This is a genomic window from Streptomyces bottropensis ATCC 25435 (genome assembly GCF_000383595.1).
Classification (GTDB): domain Bacteria; phylum Actinomycetota; class Actinomycetes; order Streptomycetales; family Streptomycetaceae; genus Streptomyces; species Streptomyces bottropensis.
This window is the reverse complement of the sequence record NZ_KB911581.1, coordinates 8,087,436-8,102,866: the sequence shown is the minus strand read 5'-3', so window position 1 is coordinate 8,102,866 and position 15,431 is coordinate 8,087,436. Positions and strand designations below refer to the sequence as shown.

Genomic DNA, 15,431 nt, shown 5'->3' with positions numbered 1-15,431 from the left:
TTGCCGCTGTGGAGGACGAGATCCTGGATGTCGATGTCGTCGGCGCGCAGTTGCGGCCGCAGTCGTTGGTGCTCTCCTTTTTCGGTAACCACGTGCTGGACCTGGGTGAAGGCGACCTCGGGGTGTACTCGGGGAGCATCATCGACGTGCTCGGGCGGGTCGGCACGGGCGAACAGGCCGTGCGGTCGACGCTGACGCGGATGGTGAACCGCGGCCTGCTGCGGCGCCAGCGCGAGGGCCGGCGGATGTTCTTCGGGCTCACCCCGCACGCCGGGGACATCCTGCGGGACGGCGGACAGCGCATCTGGCGCGACGGCGCGGTGAACGAGGACTGGGACGGCACCTGGACCCTCCTCGGCTTCTCCCTCCCCGAGTCCTGGCAGCGCCAACGGCACGATCTGCGCTCCCGGCTCACCTGGTCCGGCTTCGGCGCCCTCTACAGCGGACTGTGGATCGCGCCGGGCCGGGTGGACGTGCGGGCGACCGTCTCCGAACTGGGCCTGGACGCCCACGTGAAGGTGTTCCACGCGCAGGCCGACCCGTTCACCGACGTCGGGCTGATGATCCGCGAGAGCTGGGACCTGGAGACCCTGGCCGCGCGCTACGTCGCCTTCGACAAGCACTGGACCACCGCCGACCTCGCCGCCGCCGACCCGATCGCCACCCGGCTGCGGCTCGTCGCCGAATGGCTGCGCATCATCCGTACCGACCCGCGCCTGCCCGTGCGGCATCTGCCCGCCGAATGGCCCGCGCGACAGGCCCAGGACACGTTCCGGCGCATCGCCGCACAGACGGCGGGCCCGGCCGCACGCATGGCGGCGGACGTGCTGCAGACGACTCCGCTGCGGCCCGCTCCGATCGAAAGTCCGTCATAAGGACGGAGTCTGGAATTTCGCACTCGATGCCCCCGGTGCGAGAGCGGCCGAGCTTGTTCTTGGGTTTTTCATTCTGATGGATATATTCTCGGTTCACTTTTTTTGTTGCCTTCCGCGTGTTTGACCGGCACCGCGGGGGCTGGGGCCGCGACCAGGGGATCTGGGGCCAGTGAGGATCTGTTGAGCCATTCGGCGCGTTTGACGGGGTTCGTGGCGCGCGCCGCATAGGCTTTTCGCCGTCCGACGGGAACTTCATCGCGTGATGCGCTTCCGGGCCGTGTGCCCGCGTGCGCGTCCTTTCGCGAATTTCCCGATCGGTCGCTTTCCGCTGCGCCCATTCGTACATCTATTCACTGTTCAGCCGTTCATTTTCCCGTTCCTTCATTTCGTCATTCGATCTTTCGTTCATTCGTCGATCGCCGGCCATGTGACAGCCGTGCCCGCACGCACTTCCTGACCTGACCGCCAGGGGCGCGGGTTCCAGGGGAAACACCTATGAAGATCGCTTTTCTGATCAACAACGCCTTCGGTATCGGCGGCACCATCCGCTCGACGACCAACCTGTCGGCCGCGTTGGCCGACCGCCACGACGTCGAGGTGGTCAGCGTCCACCGCTCCCGCGCCGAACCGGCACTCCCGTTCGACCCGCGCGTCCGCCTGACCTCGCTGATCGACCTGCGGGAAGGAACCCCCGGCTTCGAGGGCGACCACCCGCTCACCGCCCGGCCCGGCACGATGTTCCCGTACAGCGGGGCCACCGGGAACCTGCCCTACACCGCGCTGCAGGACGAACGCGTCGGCGGCTTCCTCGCCCGCACCGACGCCGACGTGGTCATCGCCACCCGCCCGGACCTCAACGGCTACCTCGCCCGCGACGGCCGCCGCCGCTACCTCCGCGTCGGACAGGAGCATTTGAGCCTCGACCAGTACCACGAACCGCTGCGGACCGACCAGCTGAAAGCCATCACCGGACTCGACGCCTACGTCACCGTCTCCGAGGCCGACGCCGCCCAGTACCGCGCCGCCCTGCCTCACGTCGACACCACCGTCGTGTGCGTACCCAACGGCGTCCGGGCCTCCGCCGTCGCACGCTCCACCCTCGACTCCCAGGTCATCGTCGCCGCCGGCCGGCTCATCCCCATCAAGCGGTACGACCGGCTGGTGGACGCCTTCGCCAAGGTGGCCGCCCAACATCCCGGCTGGACCCTGCGGATCTACGGGCGAGGCCCGCAGAAGGAGAACCTGCGGGAGCAGATCGACCGGCTCGGGCTGCACGACCGGGCCTTCCTCATGGGCGCGGTCTCACCGATCGAGACCGAGTGGGCCAAGGGTGCCGTCGCCGCCGTCTCCTCCGACATGGAGTCCTTCGGCATGACCATCGTCGAGGCCATGCACTGCGGGGTGCCCGTCGTCGCCACCGACTGCCCGCACGGTCCCGGCGAGATCATCACCGACGGGGAGGACGGCCTCCTCGTCCCGCTCGACGGGGACGTCGACGCCTACGCCGACGCCCTGAACCGCGTCGTCACCGACGAGGCCCTGCGCGAACGGCTCGGCAAGAAGGCACTCGACAAGGCCGACGTGTACGCGCCGACCGCGATCGCCCGCCGCTACGAGAACCTCTTCGAGGAACTGGCCGGGGCCCGGCGCCGCCGCTGGGCCGGCGCGGCCCGGTGGGCGCGACGCGCCGCCCGGGCGGTCCGGTCGCGTCCCGCGCAGGCCGTCCCCGCCGCCGTGGCGGAGGAGAGCGCTCCCGCGCCCGTCGGGGCGCACGCCCGCGCCACCGCCGACGGCGGGTTCGTCGTCCGCCTCGACCCGGCCGAGCTGCCCGCCGGGCCCCTCGACTTCGTCGCCCGGCTGCGCCGCGACCCCGACAAGCGGCAGATCGCTGTGCCGGTCCTGCCGGTCCCGCCGAGTGCCGGCGCGACGGACACCGTGGTGCAGGCGGTCCTGCGCCCCACCGAGCACAGCCTCGCCGAGGGCCGCTGGGACTGCTATGTCGTGCCGCGCGGCACGGACAAGCGGGTGCGGCTGACCGCGCGGACGGTCGAGCAGGCCGCGCTCGTCGGGCGTCCTCCCCGTGTCGACCGGGACGGCGTGGGGGCGTGGATCCCGTACCCGACCGCCGACGGGTTCCTCGCGCTGCGGACGTGGCTGCGGCCGGCCCACGCGGAGATCGACACCGTGGAGGTGAGCGAGGAGTCGGTGACGGTGACCGCGACGCTGTACGGGGCCGCCGATCGGGTGCGGGTGCCGCAGGGGGCGGAGGTACGGGTCGTCTCCCGGACCGACACCGCGTACGACTTCGCCGTGGCCGCGCGGGCGGTGGGGGAGCGGGGGGTGCGGTTCACCGTTCCGTACGGCGAGATCATGACCCGGCGCGCGGTCGAGCACGATCTGTGGGATCTACGGGTGGAGGGTGTGCCGGTGGGGCGGATCGGCGGGGACGTGGTGGAGCGGCGGAAGACGGATCTGGTGCCCGGGCGGGTGTTCGAGCACGGTGAGCGGGGGCGGACTCGGGTGCGGCCGTATTTCACGGTAAACAACGAGCTGGCGCTCAGTGCGAAGGATGCGGGCGAGGACGGCTGAGGCGCCCCTTCGTCGTAAGGGCTCGGGGGTCGAGGGTCGGGGGTTGTTGTCGGCTGCGGGTGAGTGGGGGCTGGCCGCGCAGTTCCCCGCGCCCCTGAAAAGCAGGGGCTGCGCCCCGTGCTTTTCGGGCCCCCGGGGGCCGCCCGGTCTTTCAGGGGCGCGGGGAACGGCGCGAGAAGCCCCACCGGACGCGCGCCCGCCGGCGGACCCGGGCTCGCGGATCTGTGGGCGATGGGCGCAGCCCGAGTGCTCCAGGCCCGCGATGGCCCGGCCTTTCAGACTGGCGGAGGCCCGGTCTTTCAGGGGCGCGGGGAACGGCGCGAGAAGCCCCACCGGACGCGCGCCCGCCGGCGGACCCGGGCTCGCGGATCTGTGGGCGATGGGCGCAGCCCGTGTTTTCAGGGGCGCGGGGAACTGCGCGACCAGCCCCCGCTCACCCGCACCCGAGAACGCCCCCCGCCCCGCTCAACTCTTGCGGTGTCCGATCAGCCGCGGCTTCTGGTTGATGCCGTCCAGGCCGTGCCACGCGAGGTTCACCAGATGCGCGGCCACCTCCGCCTTCTTCGGGCGCCGGACGTCCAGCCACCACTGCCCGGTCAGGGCGACCATGCCGACCAGCGCCTGCGCGTACAGCGGCGCGAGCTTCGGGTCGAAACCGCGGCTCTTGAACTCGCGGCCGAGAATGTCCTCCACCTGCGTGGCGATGTCGGAGATCAGGGACGCGAAGGAACCCGTGGACTGGGGGATGGGCGAGTCACGGACCAGGATGCGGAAACCGTCCGTGTACTCCTCGATGAAGTCCAGAAGCGCGAACGCGGCCTGCTCCAGCAGCTCCCGGGGGTGACCCGCCGTCAGGGAGCTGGTCACCATGTCCAGCAGCCGGCTCATCTCACGGTCCACCACCACCGCGTACAGGCCCTCCTTGCCGCCGAAGTGCTCGTACACCACCGGCTTGGACACCCCGGCCTTCGCCGCGATCTCCTCCACCGACGTCGCCTCGAAGCCCTTCGCGGCGAACAGGGCCCGGCCGACCTCCAGCAACTGCGCCCGGCGCTCGGCGCCCGTCATCCGGGTGCGGCGCACACGCCGCGGCTTCTCGTTGCTCGGGGTGCTGCTGGAGTCGGTCGCCACGGCGTCAATCATGCCGCCTCGGCGGACGCCTTCCGGTGCTCGGAGCCGTCCTCACCCGTCTTGCGCCTGGAATCGATACGCGAGCGTGACGGCCAGCGGACGTCGTACGCCCAGCCGAACGCCTCGAACCAGCGGATCAGCCGCGCGGAGGAGTCCAGCTGCCCGCGCTCCACACCGTGCCGCGCGGAGGTGGGATCGGCGTGGTGGAGGTTGTGCCAGGACTCGCCGCACGAAAGGATCGCCAGCCACCACACGTTGCCCGAGCGGTCGCGGGACTTGAAGGGGCGCTTGCCGACCGCGTGGCAGATCGAGTTGATCGACCAGGTCACGTGGTGCAGCAGCGCCACCCGGACGAGCGAGCCCCAGAAGAACGCCGTGAACGCGCCCCACCAGGACATTGTCACCAGACCGCCGATCAGGGGCGGCAGGGCGAGGGAGAGCATCGCCCAGTAGATGAACTGGCGGGAGATCGCGCGGAGCGTCGGGTCCTTGATCAGATCGGGGGCGTACTTCTCCTGCGGCGTCTGCTCCTCGTCGAACATCCAGCCGATGTGGGCCCACCACAGGCCCTTCAGCAGCGCGGGCAGCGTCTCGCCGAAGCGCCACGGCGAGTGGGGGTCGCCCTCGGCGTCGGAGAACTTGTGATGCTTGCGGTGGTCGGCCACCCAGCGCACCAGCGGTCCCTCGACGGCCATCGAGCCGGCGATCGCCAGCGCGATCTTCAGCGGGCGTCTGGCCTTGAACGCACCGTGGGTGAAGTGCCGGTGGAAGCCGATCGTGATGCCGTGGCACCCCAGGTAGTAGAAGAACACCAGCAGGCCGAGGTCCAGCCAGCTCACGCCCCCGAAGTTCCAGGCCAGCGGCACCGCGGCGAGCACCGCGAGGAAGGGGACGATGATGAAGAGGAGCAGCGTGATCTGCTCGATCGAACGCTTCTGTTCGCCGCCCAGCGTGGCCGACGGCGCGGGCGATCCGGCCGCCGGGGAACCTGGCGAACCGTGGGCGTTCGGGGCGTCGTCGATCACATCGGACCTTGTGCTCATGGGCGTCCCCTGGGGGGTCGAGGGTGGAGAGAGGGGGGAAGTGCCTGCGGCGACAGCGTGCGAGGGCGACCTGACGGCTGTCCCTACGGTTCCGTAACCTACGGCATCGTAAGTATGGCAGCGCGGTGCCGGGCGGCAAGAGCGCACCTCTCTGCGCGTCCAGGTGTAACGGACGAGCTCACTGGACAGGTGGCACTCAGTGCCGCAAAAGTGGCACCTGTCGCCGGGGGCGCCCAGGTGGACGCCTATCCTGGACTCGGTCGGACAGCGCGGTCCGCTCCGATTCCCGCCCGGACGCCAGGCCCGCAAGCGCCGCCGGCCACCGGGCCCCGCCCGGGTTCCCCTCCGGACGAGCTTCAACACTGCAAGGAGCCGCACCTGTGAGCAGTGCCGACGACCATGGCCACACCGTCACGACGGTCAACGCCGAGCTGCGCGCCGACATCCGGCGTCTGGGCGATCTGCTGGGCGAGACCCTCGTACGGCAGGAGGGCCCCGAACTCCTGGAGCTGGTCGAGCGCGTCCGCCGCCTGACCCGCGAGGACGGGGAAGCCGCCGCCGACCTGCTGCGCGGCACCGAGCTGGAGACCGCCGCCAAGCTCGTCCGCGCCTTCTCCACCTACTTCCACCTGGCCAACGTCACCGAACAGGTGCACCGCGGCCGGGAACTGAGGGCACGCCGTGCCGCCGAGGGCGGACTGCTCGCCCGTACGGCCGATCGCCTGAAGGACGCCGACCCCGAACACCTGCGCGAGACGGTCGGGAACCTCAACGTCCGCCCCGTCTTCACCGCCCACCCCACCGAGGCCGCCCGCCGGTCCGTGCTCAACAAGCTCCGGCGCATCGCCGCGCTGCTGGAAACCCCCGTCATCGACTCCGACCGCCGCCGCCACGACACCCGACTGGCCGAGAACATCGACCTCGTCTGGCAGACGGACGAGCTGCGCGTCGTACGCCCCGAGCCCGCCGACGAGGCCCGCAACGCCATCTACTACCTGGACGAACTGCACGCGGGCGCCGTCGGCGACGTCCTGGAGGACCTCACGGCCGAGCTGGAGCGCGTCGGCGTGACCATCCCCGACGCCACCCGCCCCCTCACCTTCGGCACCTGGATCGGCGGCGACCGCGACGGCAACCCCAACGTCACCCCCCAGGTGACCTGGGACGTCCTCATCCTCCAGCACGAGCACGGCATCAACGACGCCCTCGAACTCATCGACGAACTGCGCGGCTTCCTCTCCAACTCCATCCGCTACACCGGCGCGACCGAGGAACTGCTGACCTCCCTCCGGGCCGACCTCGAAGCCCTCCCCGAGATCAGCCCCCGCTACAAGCGCCTCAACGCCGAGGAGCCCTACCGGCTCAAGGCCACCTGCATCCGGCAGAAGCTGGAGAACACCAAGCAGCGCCTCGCCCAGGGCATCCCGCACGAGGACGGCCGCGACTACCTCGGCACCGCCGAACTCCTGCGCGACCTCACCCTCATCCAGACCTCGCTGCGCGAACACCGCGGCGGCCTCTTCGCCGACGGCCGGATGAACCGCACCATCCGCACCCTCTCCGCCTTCGGCCTCCAGCTCGCCACCATGGACGTCCGCGAGCACGCCGACGCCCACCACCACGCCCTCGGCCAGCTCTTCGACCGGCTCGGCGAGGAGTCCTGGCGCTACGAGGACATGCCCCGCGAGTACCGCCACAAGCTCCTCGCCCGCGAACTCAGGTCGAGGCGGCCCCTGGCCCCCACCCCCGCACCGCTGGACGCCGCCGGCGTCAAGACCCTCGGCGTGTTCGAGACCGTCAAGAAGGCACTGGCCGTCTTCGGCTCCGAGGTCATCGAGTCGTACATCATCTCGATGTGCCAGGGCGCCGACGACGTCTTCGCCGCCACCGTCCTCGCCCGCGAGGCCGGCCTCATCGACCTCCACGCCGGCTGGGCCAGGATCGGCATCGTCCCGCTGCTGGAGACCACCGACGAACTCAAGGCCGCCGACACCATCCTCGAAGAGATGCTCGCCGACCCCTCCTACCGGCGGCTCGTCGCCCTGCGCGGAGACGTCCAGGAGGTCATGCTCGGCTACTCCGACTCCTCCAAGTTCGGCGGCATCACGACGTCGCAGTGGGAGATCCACCGCGCCCAGCGCCGCCTGCGCGACGTCGCCCACCGCTACGGCGTACGCCTGCGCCTCTTCCACGGCCGCGGCGGCACCGTCGGCCGCGGCGGCGGCCCCTCGCACGACGCGATCCTCGCCCAGCCCTGGGGCACCCTGGAGGGCGAGATCAAGGTGACCGAACAGGGCGAGGTCATCTCCGACAAGTACCTCGTCCCCTCCCTGGCCCGCGAGAACCTGGAACTGACGGTCGCCGCCACCCTCCAGGCCTCCGCCCTGCACACGGCCCCCCGCCAGTCCGAGGACGCCCTGGCCCGCTGGGACGCGGCCATGGACCTGGTCAGCGACGCCGCCCACGCCGCCTACCGCAAGCTCGTCGAAGACCCCGACCTGCCGACGTACTTCCTCGCCTCCACGCCGGTCGACCAGCTCGCCGACCTGCACCTGGGCTCGCGGCCCTCCCGCCGCCCCGGCTCGGGCGTCTCGCTCGACGGGCTGCGCGCCATCCCCTGGGTCTTCGGCTGGACCCAGTCACGGCAGATCGTGCCCGGCTGGTTCGGTGTCGGCTCCGGCCTGAAGGCACTGCGCGAAGCGGGCCTGGACACCGTCCTCGACGAGATGCACGAACAGTGGCACTTCTTCCGCAACTTCCTGTCCAACGTCGAGATGACGCTGGCCAAGACCGACCTGCGGATCGCCCAGCACTACGTCGACACCCTCGTCCCCGACCACCTCAAGCACGTCTTCGCGACCATCCGGACCGAACACGAACTGACCGTCCGCGAGGTGCTCCGCATCACCGGCGAGGACAAGCTGCTCGACGCCGACCCCGTCCTGCAGCAGACCTTCTCCATCCGCGACGCCTACCTCGACCCGATCTCCTACCTCCAGGTCGCCCTCCTCAAGCGCCAGCGGGAGGCTGCCGCCGCGGAGGAGGAGGCCGATCCGCTGCTCGCGCGGGCGTTGCTGCTCACGGTCAACGGGGTGGCGGCGGGGTTGCGCAACACGGGCTGACATCAGAGTTCGTTCGCGGCGGGCGGCCCGGTGAGGGTCGCTCGCCGCAAAGTCAGAGCGCCACCCACGCCGCCGTGATCAGCGCGAGGCCGAGCCCGCCCAGCACCCACGCCGACCGCACCATCCGCAACCCGCCCGCCACGACCACCGCCGCGAGCAACAGGGCCCCACCGAGCGGCGCCCAGGCATGCAGCAGGCCCGCCGACCCCGTCCGTACGACCTCGCTGCTGCCCGGCTTCACGACGACGGTGTACGTCTCACCCGTCTCCACCGCCACCGACCGCTCGATGTCGACCCGGTCCCGCGCCCGCGACCCCGACGACGCCGGCTCGTACGGCCCCCAGCAGGTCTCACCGGCGCACCGGGACACCGTCATCGTGCCCTGCTCGCGCCCCTTGCTCAGCATCACGTGCTGGGCGCAGCCCCAGGAACCCCACACCCCCGCGATCAGGAGCACCACCGCGACCGCGCCCATCGTCGCCAGCCGCCCGTACCGCAGCGCGACCGACGCACCACCGCCGCTCGGGCGCGGACGGCGCCGCGAGCGGTGAGCGGGGGCTTTGGTGGCAGGCATGGCGGGGATCATTGGCCATGTTCGTGCGGTCGGTCAACTCCCGCAGGCCGGTGCCCAGGACCGAACGAATCGGTACTTGTCCGGATCGGCTCAGGAGTTGTACGTCCCCTGCGCCCGCTCCAGCCCCTCGATCACCAGGCACTCCACCGCGTCCGCCGCCCGGTCCACGAAATAGTCCAACTCCTTGCGCTCAGTGGCGGAAAAGTCCTTCAGCACGAAGTCGGCGACCTGCATCCGGCCCGGCGGGCGGCCGATCCCGAACCGCACCCGGTGGTAGTCCGGGCCCATCGCCTTCGTCATCGACTTGAGACCGTTGTGACCGTTGTCACCGCCACCGAACTTCAGCCGCAGCGCGCCGTAGTCGATGTCCAACTCGTCATGGATCGCGACGATGTTCGCCACCGGCACCTTGTAGAAATCCCGCAGGGCCGTCACCGGACCGCCCGAGAGATTCATGAACGACATCGGCTTCGCCAGGATCACCCGACGGTTCGCCGGCCCCGGCGGACCGATCCGCCCCTCCACGACCTGCGCCTGCGCCTTCCCGGCCCGCTTGAACCTCCCCCCGATCCGCTCGGCCAGCAGATCGGCCACCATGAACCCCACGTTGTGCCGGTTCGCCGCGTACTCGGGCCCGGGATTACCGAGGCTCGCCACCAGCCAGGGCGCACTCGGATCGGTCGTCACGTGCATCTCTCCTTGATACGCGCCGGCCGCTGCCCCCCGAAGGGAACAGCGGCTGACGAACCGATGACAGAGCTGAGGATCAGGCCTCGGCGGCCTCGTCGCCCTCGGCGCCGCCCTCCGACGGCTCCTCCGCCTGCGCGGCCAGGACCTGAAGGACGACCGCGTCCTCGTCGATCGCCAGCGTGGTGCCCTTCGGCAGGGGGATGTCCTTGGCGAGGATGGAGGCACCGGCCTCCAGGCCCTCGATGGAGACGGTGACCGACTCGGGGATGTGCGTCGCCTCGGCCTCGACCGTCAGCGTGCTCAGCACGTGCTCGAGCAGGTAGGCGCCCGGCGCCAGGTCGCCCTCGGTGTGGACGTAGACCTCGACGTTGACCTTCTCGCCGCGCTTCACGAGGAGCAGGTCGACGTGGTCCAGGAAGCCCTTGATCGCGTCGCGCTGCACGGCCTTCGGGATCGCCAGGTGGGTCTTGCCGTCGATGTCCAGGCTGAGCAGGACGTTCGGGGTGCGCAGCGCGAGCTGGAGCGCGTGGCCCGGCAGCGTGATGTGCACGGGGTCCGCACCGTGGCCGTAGACCACGGCGGGAACCTTGCTGGCACGACGGATACGGCGGGCGGCGCCCTTGCCGAACTCGGTACGGGTCTCGGCTTCGAGCTTGACCTCGGCCATGTTCACTCCTCGTAGAACGGGGGAAAGGTGGTCACCCGGCCAAACAATCGGCCTGCTACGAAGAGCGCGTCGATAACGGACCGCCGTACACACGGGTACGGCCTCCCTCGCCGAGCAACTGCAACAGAGTACTCGGCGAGGGAGGCCGGAGAAAAATCGATCAAGCCGGAGGGCAGGCACTCGGCCCGGCCGGCAAGGGTTCAACCCGGACGGCGGCGACTCAGTGCTCGTCGAACAGGCTCGTCACCGAACCGTCCTCGAACACCTCGCGCACCGCACTCGCGATCGTGGGCGCGATCGACAGCACCGTGATCTTGTCCAGTTCCAGCTCACCCGGCGTCGGCAGCGAGTCGGTGAACACGAACTCGCTCACCTTCGAGTTCTTGAGCCGGTCCGCCGCCGGACCCGACAGCACACCGTGCGTCGCCGTCACGATGACGTCCTCCGCGCCATGCGCGAACAGCGCGTCCGCCGCGGCACAGATCGTCCCACCGGTGTCGATCATGTCGTCCACCAGGACACACACCCGGCCCTTGACCTCACCCACGACCTCGTGGACGGTCACCTGGTTCGCCACGTCCTTGTCGCGCCGCTTGTGCACGATCGCCAGCGGCGCGCCGAGACGGTCGCACCAGCGGTCCGCCACCCGCACCCGGCCCGCGTCCGGCGAGACCACCGTCAGCTTGTTCCGGTCCACCTTCGCGCCCACGTAGTCCGCCAGCAGCGGCAGCGCGAACAGGTGATCGACGGGCCCGTCGAAGAAGCCCTGGATCTGGTCCGTGTGCAGGTCGACCGCCAGAATCCGGTCCGCACCCGCCGTCTTCATCAGATCCGCGATCAGGCGCGCCGAGATCGGTTCACGCCCGCGGTGCTTCTTGTCCTGGCGCGCGTAACCGTAGAACGGCACGATCACGGTGATCGAACGGGCCGACGCACGCTTCAACGCGTCGATCATGATCAACTGCTCCATGACCCACTTGTTGATCGGAGCCGTGTGGCTCTGGATCAGGAAGCAGTCCGCACCACGCGCCGACTCCTCGTAGCGGACATAGATCTCGCCGTTCGCGAAGTCGAAGGCCTTCGTCGGGACGACGTCGACACCCAGCTGCTGGGCGATCTCCTCGGCAAGCTCGGGGTGGGCGCGGCCGGAGAAGAACATCATCTTCTTCTCGCCGGTCGTCTTGATCCCGGTCACAGCACTGTCTCCTCAGAGGTTCTCAGCCAGGCGCGCGGAAGCCGCTCACTCAGCTGGGGTGCGGGTGTGCACCTATCACGGTACGACGTCCTTGGCGCACCTGTTTCCGGTCAGCTCGCGCTGTCGTCCTCCCGGGCAGCGGCTTCGGCGGCCTTGGCCGCCGCGCTCCCCGGACGCTTACGGGCCACCCAACCCTCGATGTTCCGTTGCTGGCCACGGGCCACGGCCAGCGAACCGGGCGGCACATCCTTGGTGATCACGGACCCGGCGGCGGTGTACGCACCGTCCCCGACCGTGACAGGCGCCACAAACATGTTGTCCGAACCTGTCTTGCAGTGCGACCCGACGGTCGTGTGGTGCTTGCTCTCCCCGTCGTAGTTCACGAACACACTCGCCGCACCGATGTTCGAGTACTCGCCGATCGTGGCGTCGCCGACGTACGACAGGTGCGGGATCTTCGTGCCCTCACCGATGGTCGCGTTCTTGGTCTCGACGTATGTGCCGAGCTTGGACTTCAGCCCCAGGCGCGTACCGGGACGCATGTACGCGAACGGCCCGACACTCGCCTGCGGGCCGACCTCCGCGCCGTCCGCCACCGTGTTGTCGACCCGCGCGCCGGCCCCCACCCGCGTGTCCTTCAGCCGCGTGTTCGGCCCGACCTCCGCGCCCTCGGCCAGATGTGTGGCGCCCAGCAGCTGGGTGCCCGGGTGGATCAGCGCGTCCTGCTCGAACGTGACGGTGACGTCGACCCACGTGGTCGCGGGGTCGATCACGGTCACCCCGGCGAGCATCGCCTCCGTCAGCAGCCGGTCGTTCAGGATGCGCCGGGCCTCGGACAGCTGCACCCGGTTGTTGATCCCCGCGATCTCACGGTGGTCCCCCGCGACCGAGGCCCCCACCCGGTGGCCGGCCTCGCGCAGGATCCCGAGGACGTCCGTGAGGTACTCCTCGCCCTGGCTGTTGTCCGTCCTGACCTTCCCCAGCGCGTCCGCGAGGAGCTGGCCGTCGAACGCGAACACCCCGGAGTTGATCTCGCGGATCGCGCGCTGCGACTCGGTCGCGTCCTTGTGCTCCACGATGGCCGTCACCGCGCCGGAGGCGCCGTCGCGCACGATCCGGCCGTAGCCGGTGGCGTCCGGGACCTCGGCGGTCAGCACCGTCACGGCGTTGCCGTCGGCCGAGTGGGTGGCGGCCAGGGCCCGCAGGGTCGCGCCGGTCAGCAGCGGGGTGTCGCCGCAGACGACGACCACGGTCCCGTCCACGACCCCGCCCAGCTCCTCCAGCCCCATCCGCACGGCGTGCCCCGTGCCGTTCTGCTCCGCCTGGACCGCCGTCCGTACGCCCGGGTCGGCCTCGGCGAGGTGCGCGGTGACCTTCTCGCGGGCGTGCCCGACGACCACGACCAGGTGCTCCGGCTCCAACTCGCGCGCGGCGGCGAGGACGTGGCCGACCAGTGAGCGGCCACAGATGCTGTGCAGAACCTTCGGTGTGGCCGATTTCATACGGGTGCCCTCACCCGCTGCGAGTACGACGACGGCTGCCGGGCGGGTTGCGCTCACGGGGATGCCCTTCGGCTGTGGATGTGTGGGGTGTGGACATCCGCAGGATACCGGGGCGTTGTGAGGGGGAAATGTGCGTCGGGTCCTGACCCGTGTCGCTGGGTCAGGACCCGAACTGAGCTTGGCTCCCCCGCCAGGACTCGAACCCGGACATATGGCACCAAAAGCCACAGTGCTGCCAATTACACCACAGGGGATTATTTTCGACTGAACCGGACAATTGGCCAGGTCGTCGAGTGGCGCCTTCTACTATGCCGTACCAGGCGCCTTCCGTGCGCCGGTATAGGCGGCGCTCTGGCGACGTGGATGCCGAGGCGGCCCTGACGGGTCGCGCCCGTGCCGACTCACGGGACCTCGGTACGGCGGTGGGGCCCGTCCTTGGAGCCCTCGGCCCGGTAGGGACTTGCCGTTGGTGTGCGCCACGGGCATACCGCGGCCGGGCGGAATGAGCCGTTCCGGGATCGAACGGTAGGCGATCCAGCAGTTCGAGGGATACCGGGTGGTTTCGCTTCTGTTCGAATGTGTGGCGTGGTGTAGGCCAGTACGGGAAACTCGCCGGAAAAGCGGGGGCGCTCGAACGTAGGCTTGGGTCATGACCACGACGGGGGAAGACCACACCGCGGCCGGGTTGGGGGATGGAGCCGGGCCGTGGTGGTGGGAGCGGCGGCGGGGGATGCTGCTGGACGGTGGGCTGGCGCTGATGTCGGCGGTCGAGTGCGCGGTGGAGGGTGTCGCGTTCGCGCGGAACGCCGCGTTGCCGGAGGCCGTGGGGGTCGCGTTCGGGGCGCTCGCCGGGTCGGTGCTGTTGGTGCGGCGGATGTGGCCCGTCGCGGTCGTGCTGGTCTTCATCGCTGTCGCGCCCGCTCAGATGGGCTACCTGATGGGGCTCGTGGGGCTGTACACGTTGGCGGCGTCGGAGGCGCCGCGGCGGATCATCGGGGCGTTGTCGGGGATGGCGTTCGCCGGTGTGTTCATCGTGTGGTTCGTGCAGGCGACGCAGAGCGACCTGCAGGGGGACGGGGCGGTCGGTGGCGGGGACGCGTTCGCGCTGTTCCTGGCGTCGACGATGGCGATCGGGCTGACGGCGCCGCCGGTGCTGCTGGGGCTGTACGTCGGGGCGCGTCGGCGGTTGATGGAGAGTCTGCGGGAGCGGGCGGATTCGCTGGAGCGGGAGTTGCAGCTGCTCGCGGAGCGGGCGGAGGAGCGGGCGGAATGGGCTCGGGGGGAGGAGCGGACCCGGATCGCCCGGGAGATGCATGACGTGGTCGCGCACCGGGTGTCGTTGATGGTGGTGCACGCGGCGGCGTTGCAGGCCGTGGCGCGGAAGGATCCGGAGAAGGCCGTGCGGAACGCGGCGCTCGTGGGGGACATGGGGCGGCAGGCGTTGACCGAGTTGCGGGAGATGCTCGGGGTGCTGCGGTCGGGTGAGGGGTTCTCGTCGATGGCGCGGGTGGAGCCGGCGCCGGTGCCCGTGCCGCTGGCGGCGGTGGGGGCCGCTGCCGCGGCGGCGGCTTCGCGGGCCGAGGACGAGGCCGGTGAGGGGCCGTGTCTGGCCGAGCTGGAGGCGTTGGTGGGGCAGTCGGCGGCGGCGGGGATGGTGGTCGAGCTGTCGGTGGAGGGGGAGGTGCGGGTGTACGCGGCGGAGGTGGAGCAGACGGCGTACCGGGTGGTGCAGGAGGCGCTGACGAACGTGCACAAGCACGCGGCGGGGGCGAAGGCGCAGGTGCGGCTCGCGCATCGGGCGGCGGAGATAGCGATGCAGGTGGAGAACGGGGCGCCGCCGGTGCCGGGTGCGGCGGGCGCGGCACGGCTGCCGAGCGGGGGGAACGGGTTGCTCGGCATGAAGGAGCGGGTGGCCGAGCTGGGGGGAGTTTTCGTGTCCGGGCCCACGGACGCCGGGGGGTTCCGGGTGTCGGCGGTGATTCCGGCGTCGTAGGGCTTCCGCGCGGGGTGGCCGGTGGGGGCGTGTGGTGCGCGCGCCGGCGC

The 15,431-nt window shown here is 70.5% G+C and carries 11 protein-coding genes and 1 tRNA gene; 4 read left to right on the top strand and 8 right to left on the bottom strand.

Annotated elements, in window-relative coordinates:
* The first annotated feature begins 8 nt into the window (after positions 1 to 8).
* Together STRBO_RS0135780 and STRBO_RS0135775 are read left to right on the top strand one after the other, a co-directional pair.
* A complete protein-coding gene (locus tag STRBO_RS0135780; RefSeq protein ID WP_005485817.1) occupies positions 9 to 875 on the top strand; it encodes a PaaX family transcriptional regulator in 867 nt (288 codons plus the stop codon).
* A 495-nt stretch (positions 876 to 1,370) separates the two neighbouring features.
* The gene (locus STRBO_RS0135775) at positions 1,371 to 3,464 is read left to right on the top strand and encodes a glycosyltransferase family 4 protein (protein WP_005485815.1); all 2,094 of its coding nucleotides are present in this window, start codon (positions 1,371 to 1,373) and stop codon (positions 3,462 to 3,464) included.
* 465 nt (positions 3,465 to 3,929) lie between these two features.
* Here STRBO_RS0135775 and STRBO_RS0135770 read toward each other — a convergent pair whose 3' ends face one another.
* Together STRBO_RS0135770 and STRBO_RS0135765 are read right to left on the bottom strand one after the other, a co-directional pair.
* Positions 3,930 to 4,607, bottom strand: a complete 678-nt coding sequence (locus STRBO_RS0135770; RefSeq protein WP_020115615.1) for a TetR/AcrR family transcriptional regulator — start codon at positions 4,605 to 4,607, stop codon at positions 3,930 to 3,932.
* Positions 4,604 to 5,638: an acyl-CoA desaturase gene (locus STRBO_RS0135765; protein ID WP_028797033.1), complete on the bottom strand. Its 1,035-nt coding sequence runs from the start codon at positions 5,636 to 5,638 to the stop codon at positions 4,604 to 4,606. The genes STRBO_RS0135770 and STRBO_RS0135765 overlap by 4 nt, the downstream gene beginning before the upstream one ends.
* A 380-nt stretch (positions 5,639 to 6,018) precedes the next feature.
* Here STRBO_RS0135765 and ppc point away from each other — a divergent pair, with 380 nt between their 5' ends.
* Positions 6,019 to 8,760, top strand: coding sequence for a phosphoenolpyruvate carboxylase (gene ppc, locus STRBO_RS0135760; RefSeq protein WP_005485809.1), 2,742 nt, complete (start codon positions 6,019 to 6,021; stop codon positions 8,758 to 8,760).
* A 52-nt stretch (positions 8,761 to 8,812) separates the two neighbouring features.
* On the opposite strand, the gene STRBO_RS0135755 is transcribed toward ppc, so the two are convergent.
* The 6 genes from STRBO_RS0135755 to STRBO_RS0135730 form a co-directional block, all read right to left on the bottom strand.
* Complete coding sequence (locus STRBO_RS0135755) at positions 8,813 to 9,346, bottom strand: hypothetical protein (RefSeq protein WP_005485808.1); 534 nt, start codon at positions 9,344 to 9,346, stop codon at positions 8,813 to 8,815.
* A 78-nt stretch (positions 9,347 to 9,424) separates the two neighbouring features.
* The gene (gene pth, locus STRBO_RS0135750) at positions 9,425 to 10,027 is read right to left on the bottom strand and encodes an aminoacyl-tRNA hydrolase (protein WP_005485807.1); all 603 of its coding nucleotides are present in this window, start codon (positions 10,025 to 10,027) and stop codon (positions 9,425 to 9,427) included.
* Positions 10,028 to 10,100: 73 nt separating this feature from the next.
* On the bottom strand, positions 10,101 to 10,691 hold the full coding sequence (locus STRBO_RS0135745; protein ID WP_020115614.1) for a 50S ribosomal protein L25/general stress protein Ctc: 591 nt from the start codon (positions 10,689 to 10,691) through the stop codon (positions 10,101 to 10,103).
* Positions 10,692 to 10,911: 220 nt separating this feature from the next.
* Positions 10,912 to 11,886 (bottom strand): ribose-phosphate diphosphokinase, encoded by a 975-nt coding sequence (locus STRBO_RS0135740; RefSeq protein ID WP_005485805.1) that lies wholly within the window; start codon positions 11,884 to 11,886, stop codon positions 10,912 to 10,914.
* 110 nt (positions 11,887 to 11,996) lie between these two features.
* Entirely contained in the window at positions 11,997 to 13,445 is a 1,449-nt protein-coding gene (glmU, locus tag STRBO_RS0135735; RefSeq protein WP_028797032.1) for a bifunctional UDP-N-acetylglucosamine diphosphorylase/glucosamine-1-phosphate N-acetyltransferase GlmU, read from the bottom strand.
* A 122-nt stretch (positions 13,446 to 13,567) separates the two neighbouring features.
* Positions 13,568 to 13,642, bottom strand: a tRNA-Gln gene (locus STRBO_RS0135730).
* A gap of 395 nt (positions 13,643 to 14,037) precedes the next feature.
* Between STRBO_RS0135730 and STRBO_RS0135725 the strand changes: the two genes are divergently transcribed.
* Entirely contained in the window at positions 14,038 to 15,381 is a 1,344-nt protein-coding gene (locus STRBO_RS0135725) for a sensor histidine kinase (protein ID WP_020115613.1), read from the top strand.
* The last annotated feature ends 50 nt before the right edge of the window (positions 15,382 to 15,431 follow it).

Bases quoted from the DNA above. Each gene is read 5' to 3' on its own strand.
- STRBO_RS0135755 (WP_005485808.1), bottom strand. From the start codon at position 9,346: ATGATCCCCGCCATGCCTGCCACCAAAGCCCCCGCTCACCGCTCGCGG.
- STRBO_RS0135745 (WP_020115614.1), bottom strand. From the start codon at position 10,691: ATGGCCGAGGTCAAGCTCGAAGCCGAGACCCGTACCGAGTTCGGCAAG.
- pth (WP_005485807.1), bottom strand. From the start codon at position 10,027: ATGCACGTGACGACCGATCCGAGTGCGCCCTGGCTGGTGGCGAGCCTC.
- STRBO_RS0135765 (WP_028797033.1), bottom strand. From the start codon at position 5,638: ATGAGCACAAGGTCCGATGTGATCGACGACGCCCCGAACGCCCACGGT.
- STRBO_RS0135775 (WP_005485815.1), top strand. From the start codon at position 1,371: ATGAAGATCGCTTTTCTGATCAACAACGCCTTCGGTATCGGCGGCACC.
- STRBO_RS0135770 (WP_020115615.1), bottom strand. From the start codon at position 4,607: ATGATTGACGCCGTGGCGACCGACTCCAGCAGCACCCCGAGCAACGAG.
- STRBO_RS0135725 (WP_020115613.1), top strand. From the start codon at position 14,038: ATGACCACGACGGGGGAAGACCACACCGCGGCCGGGTTGGGGGATGGA.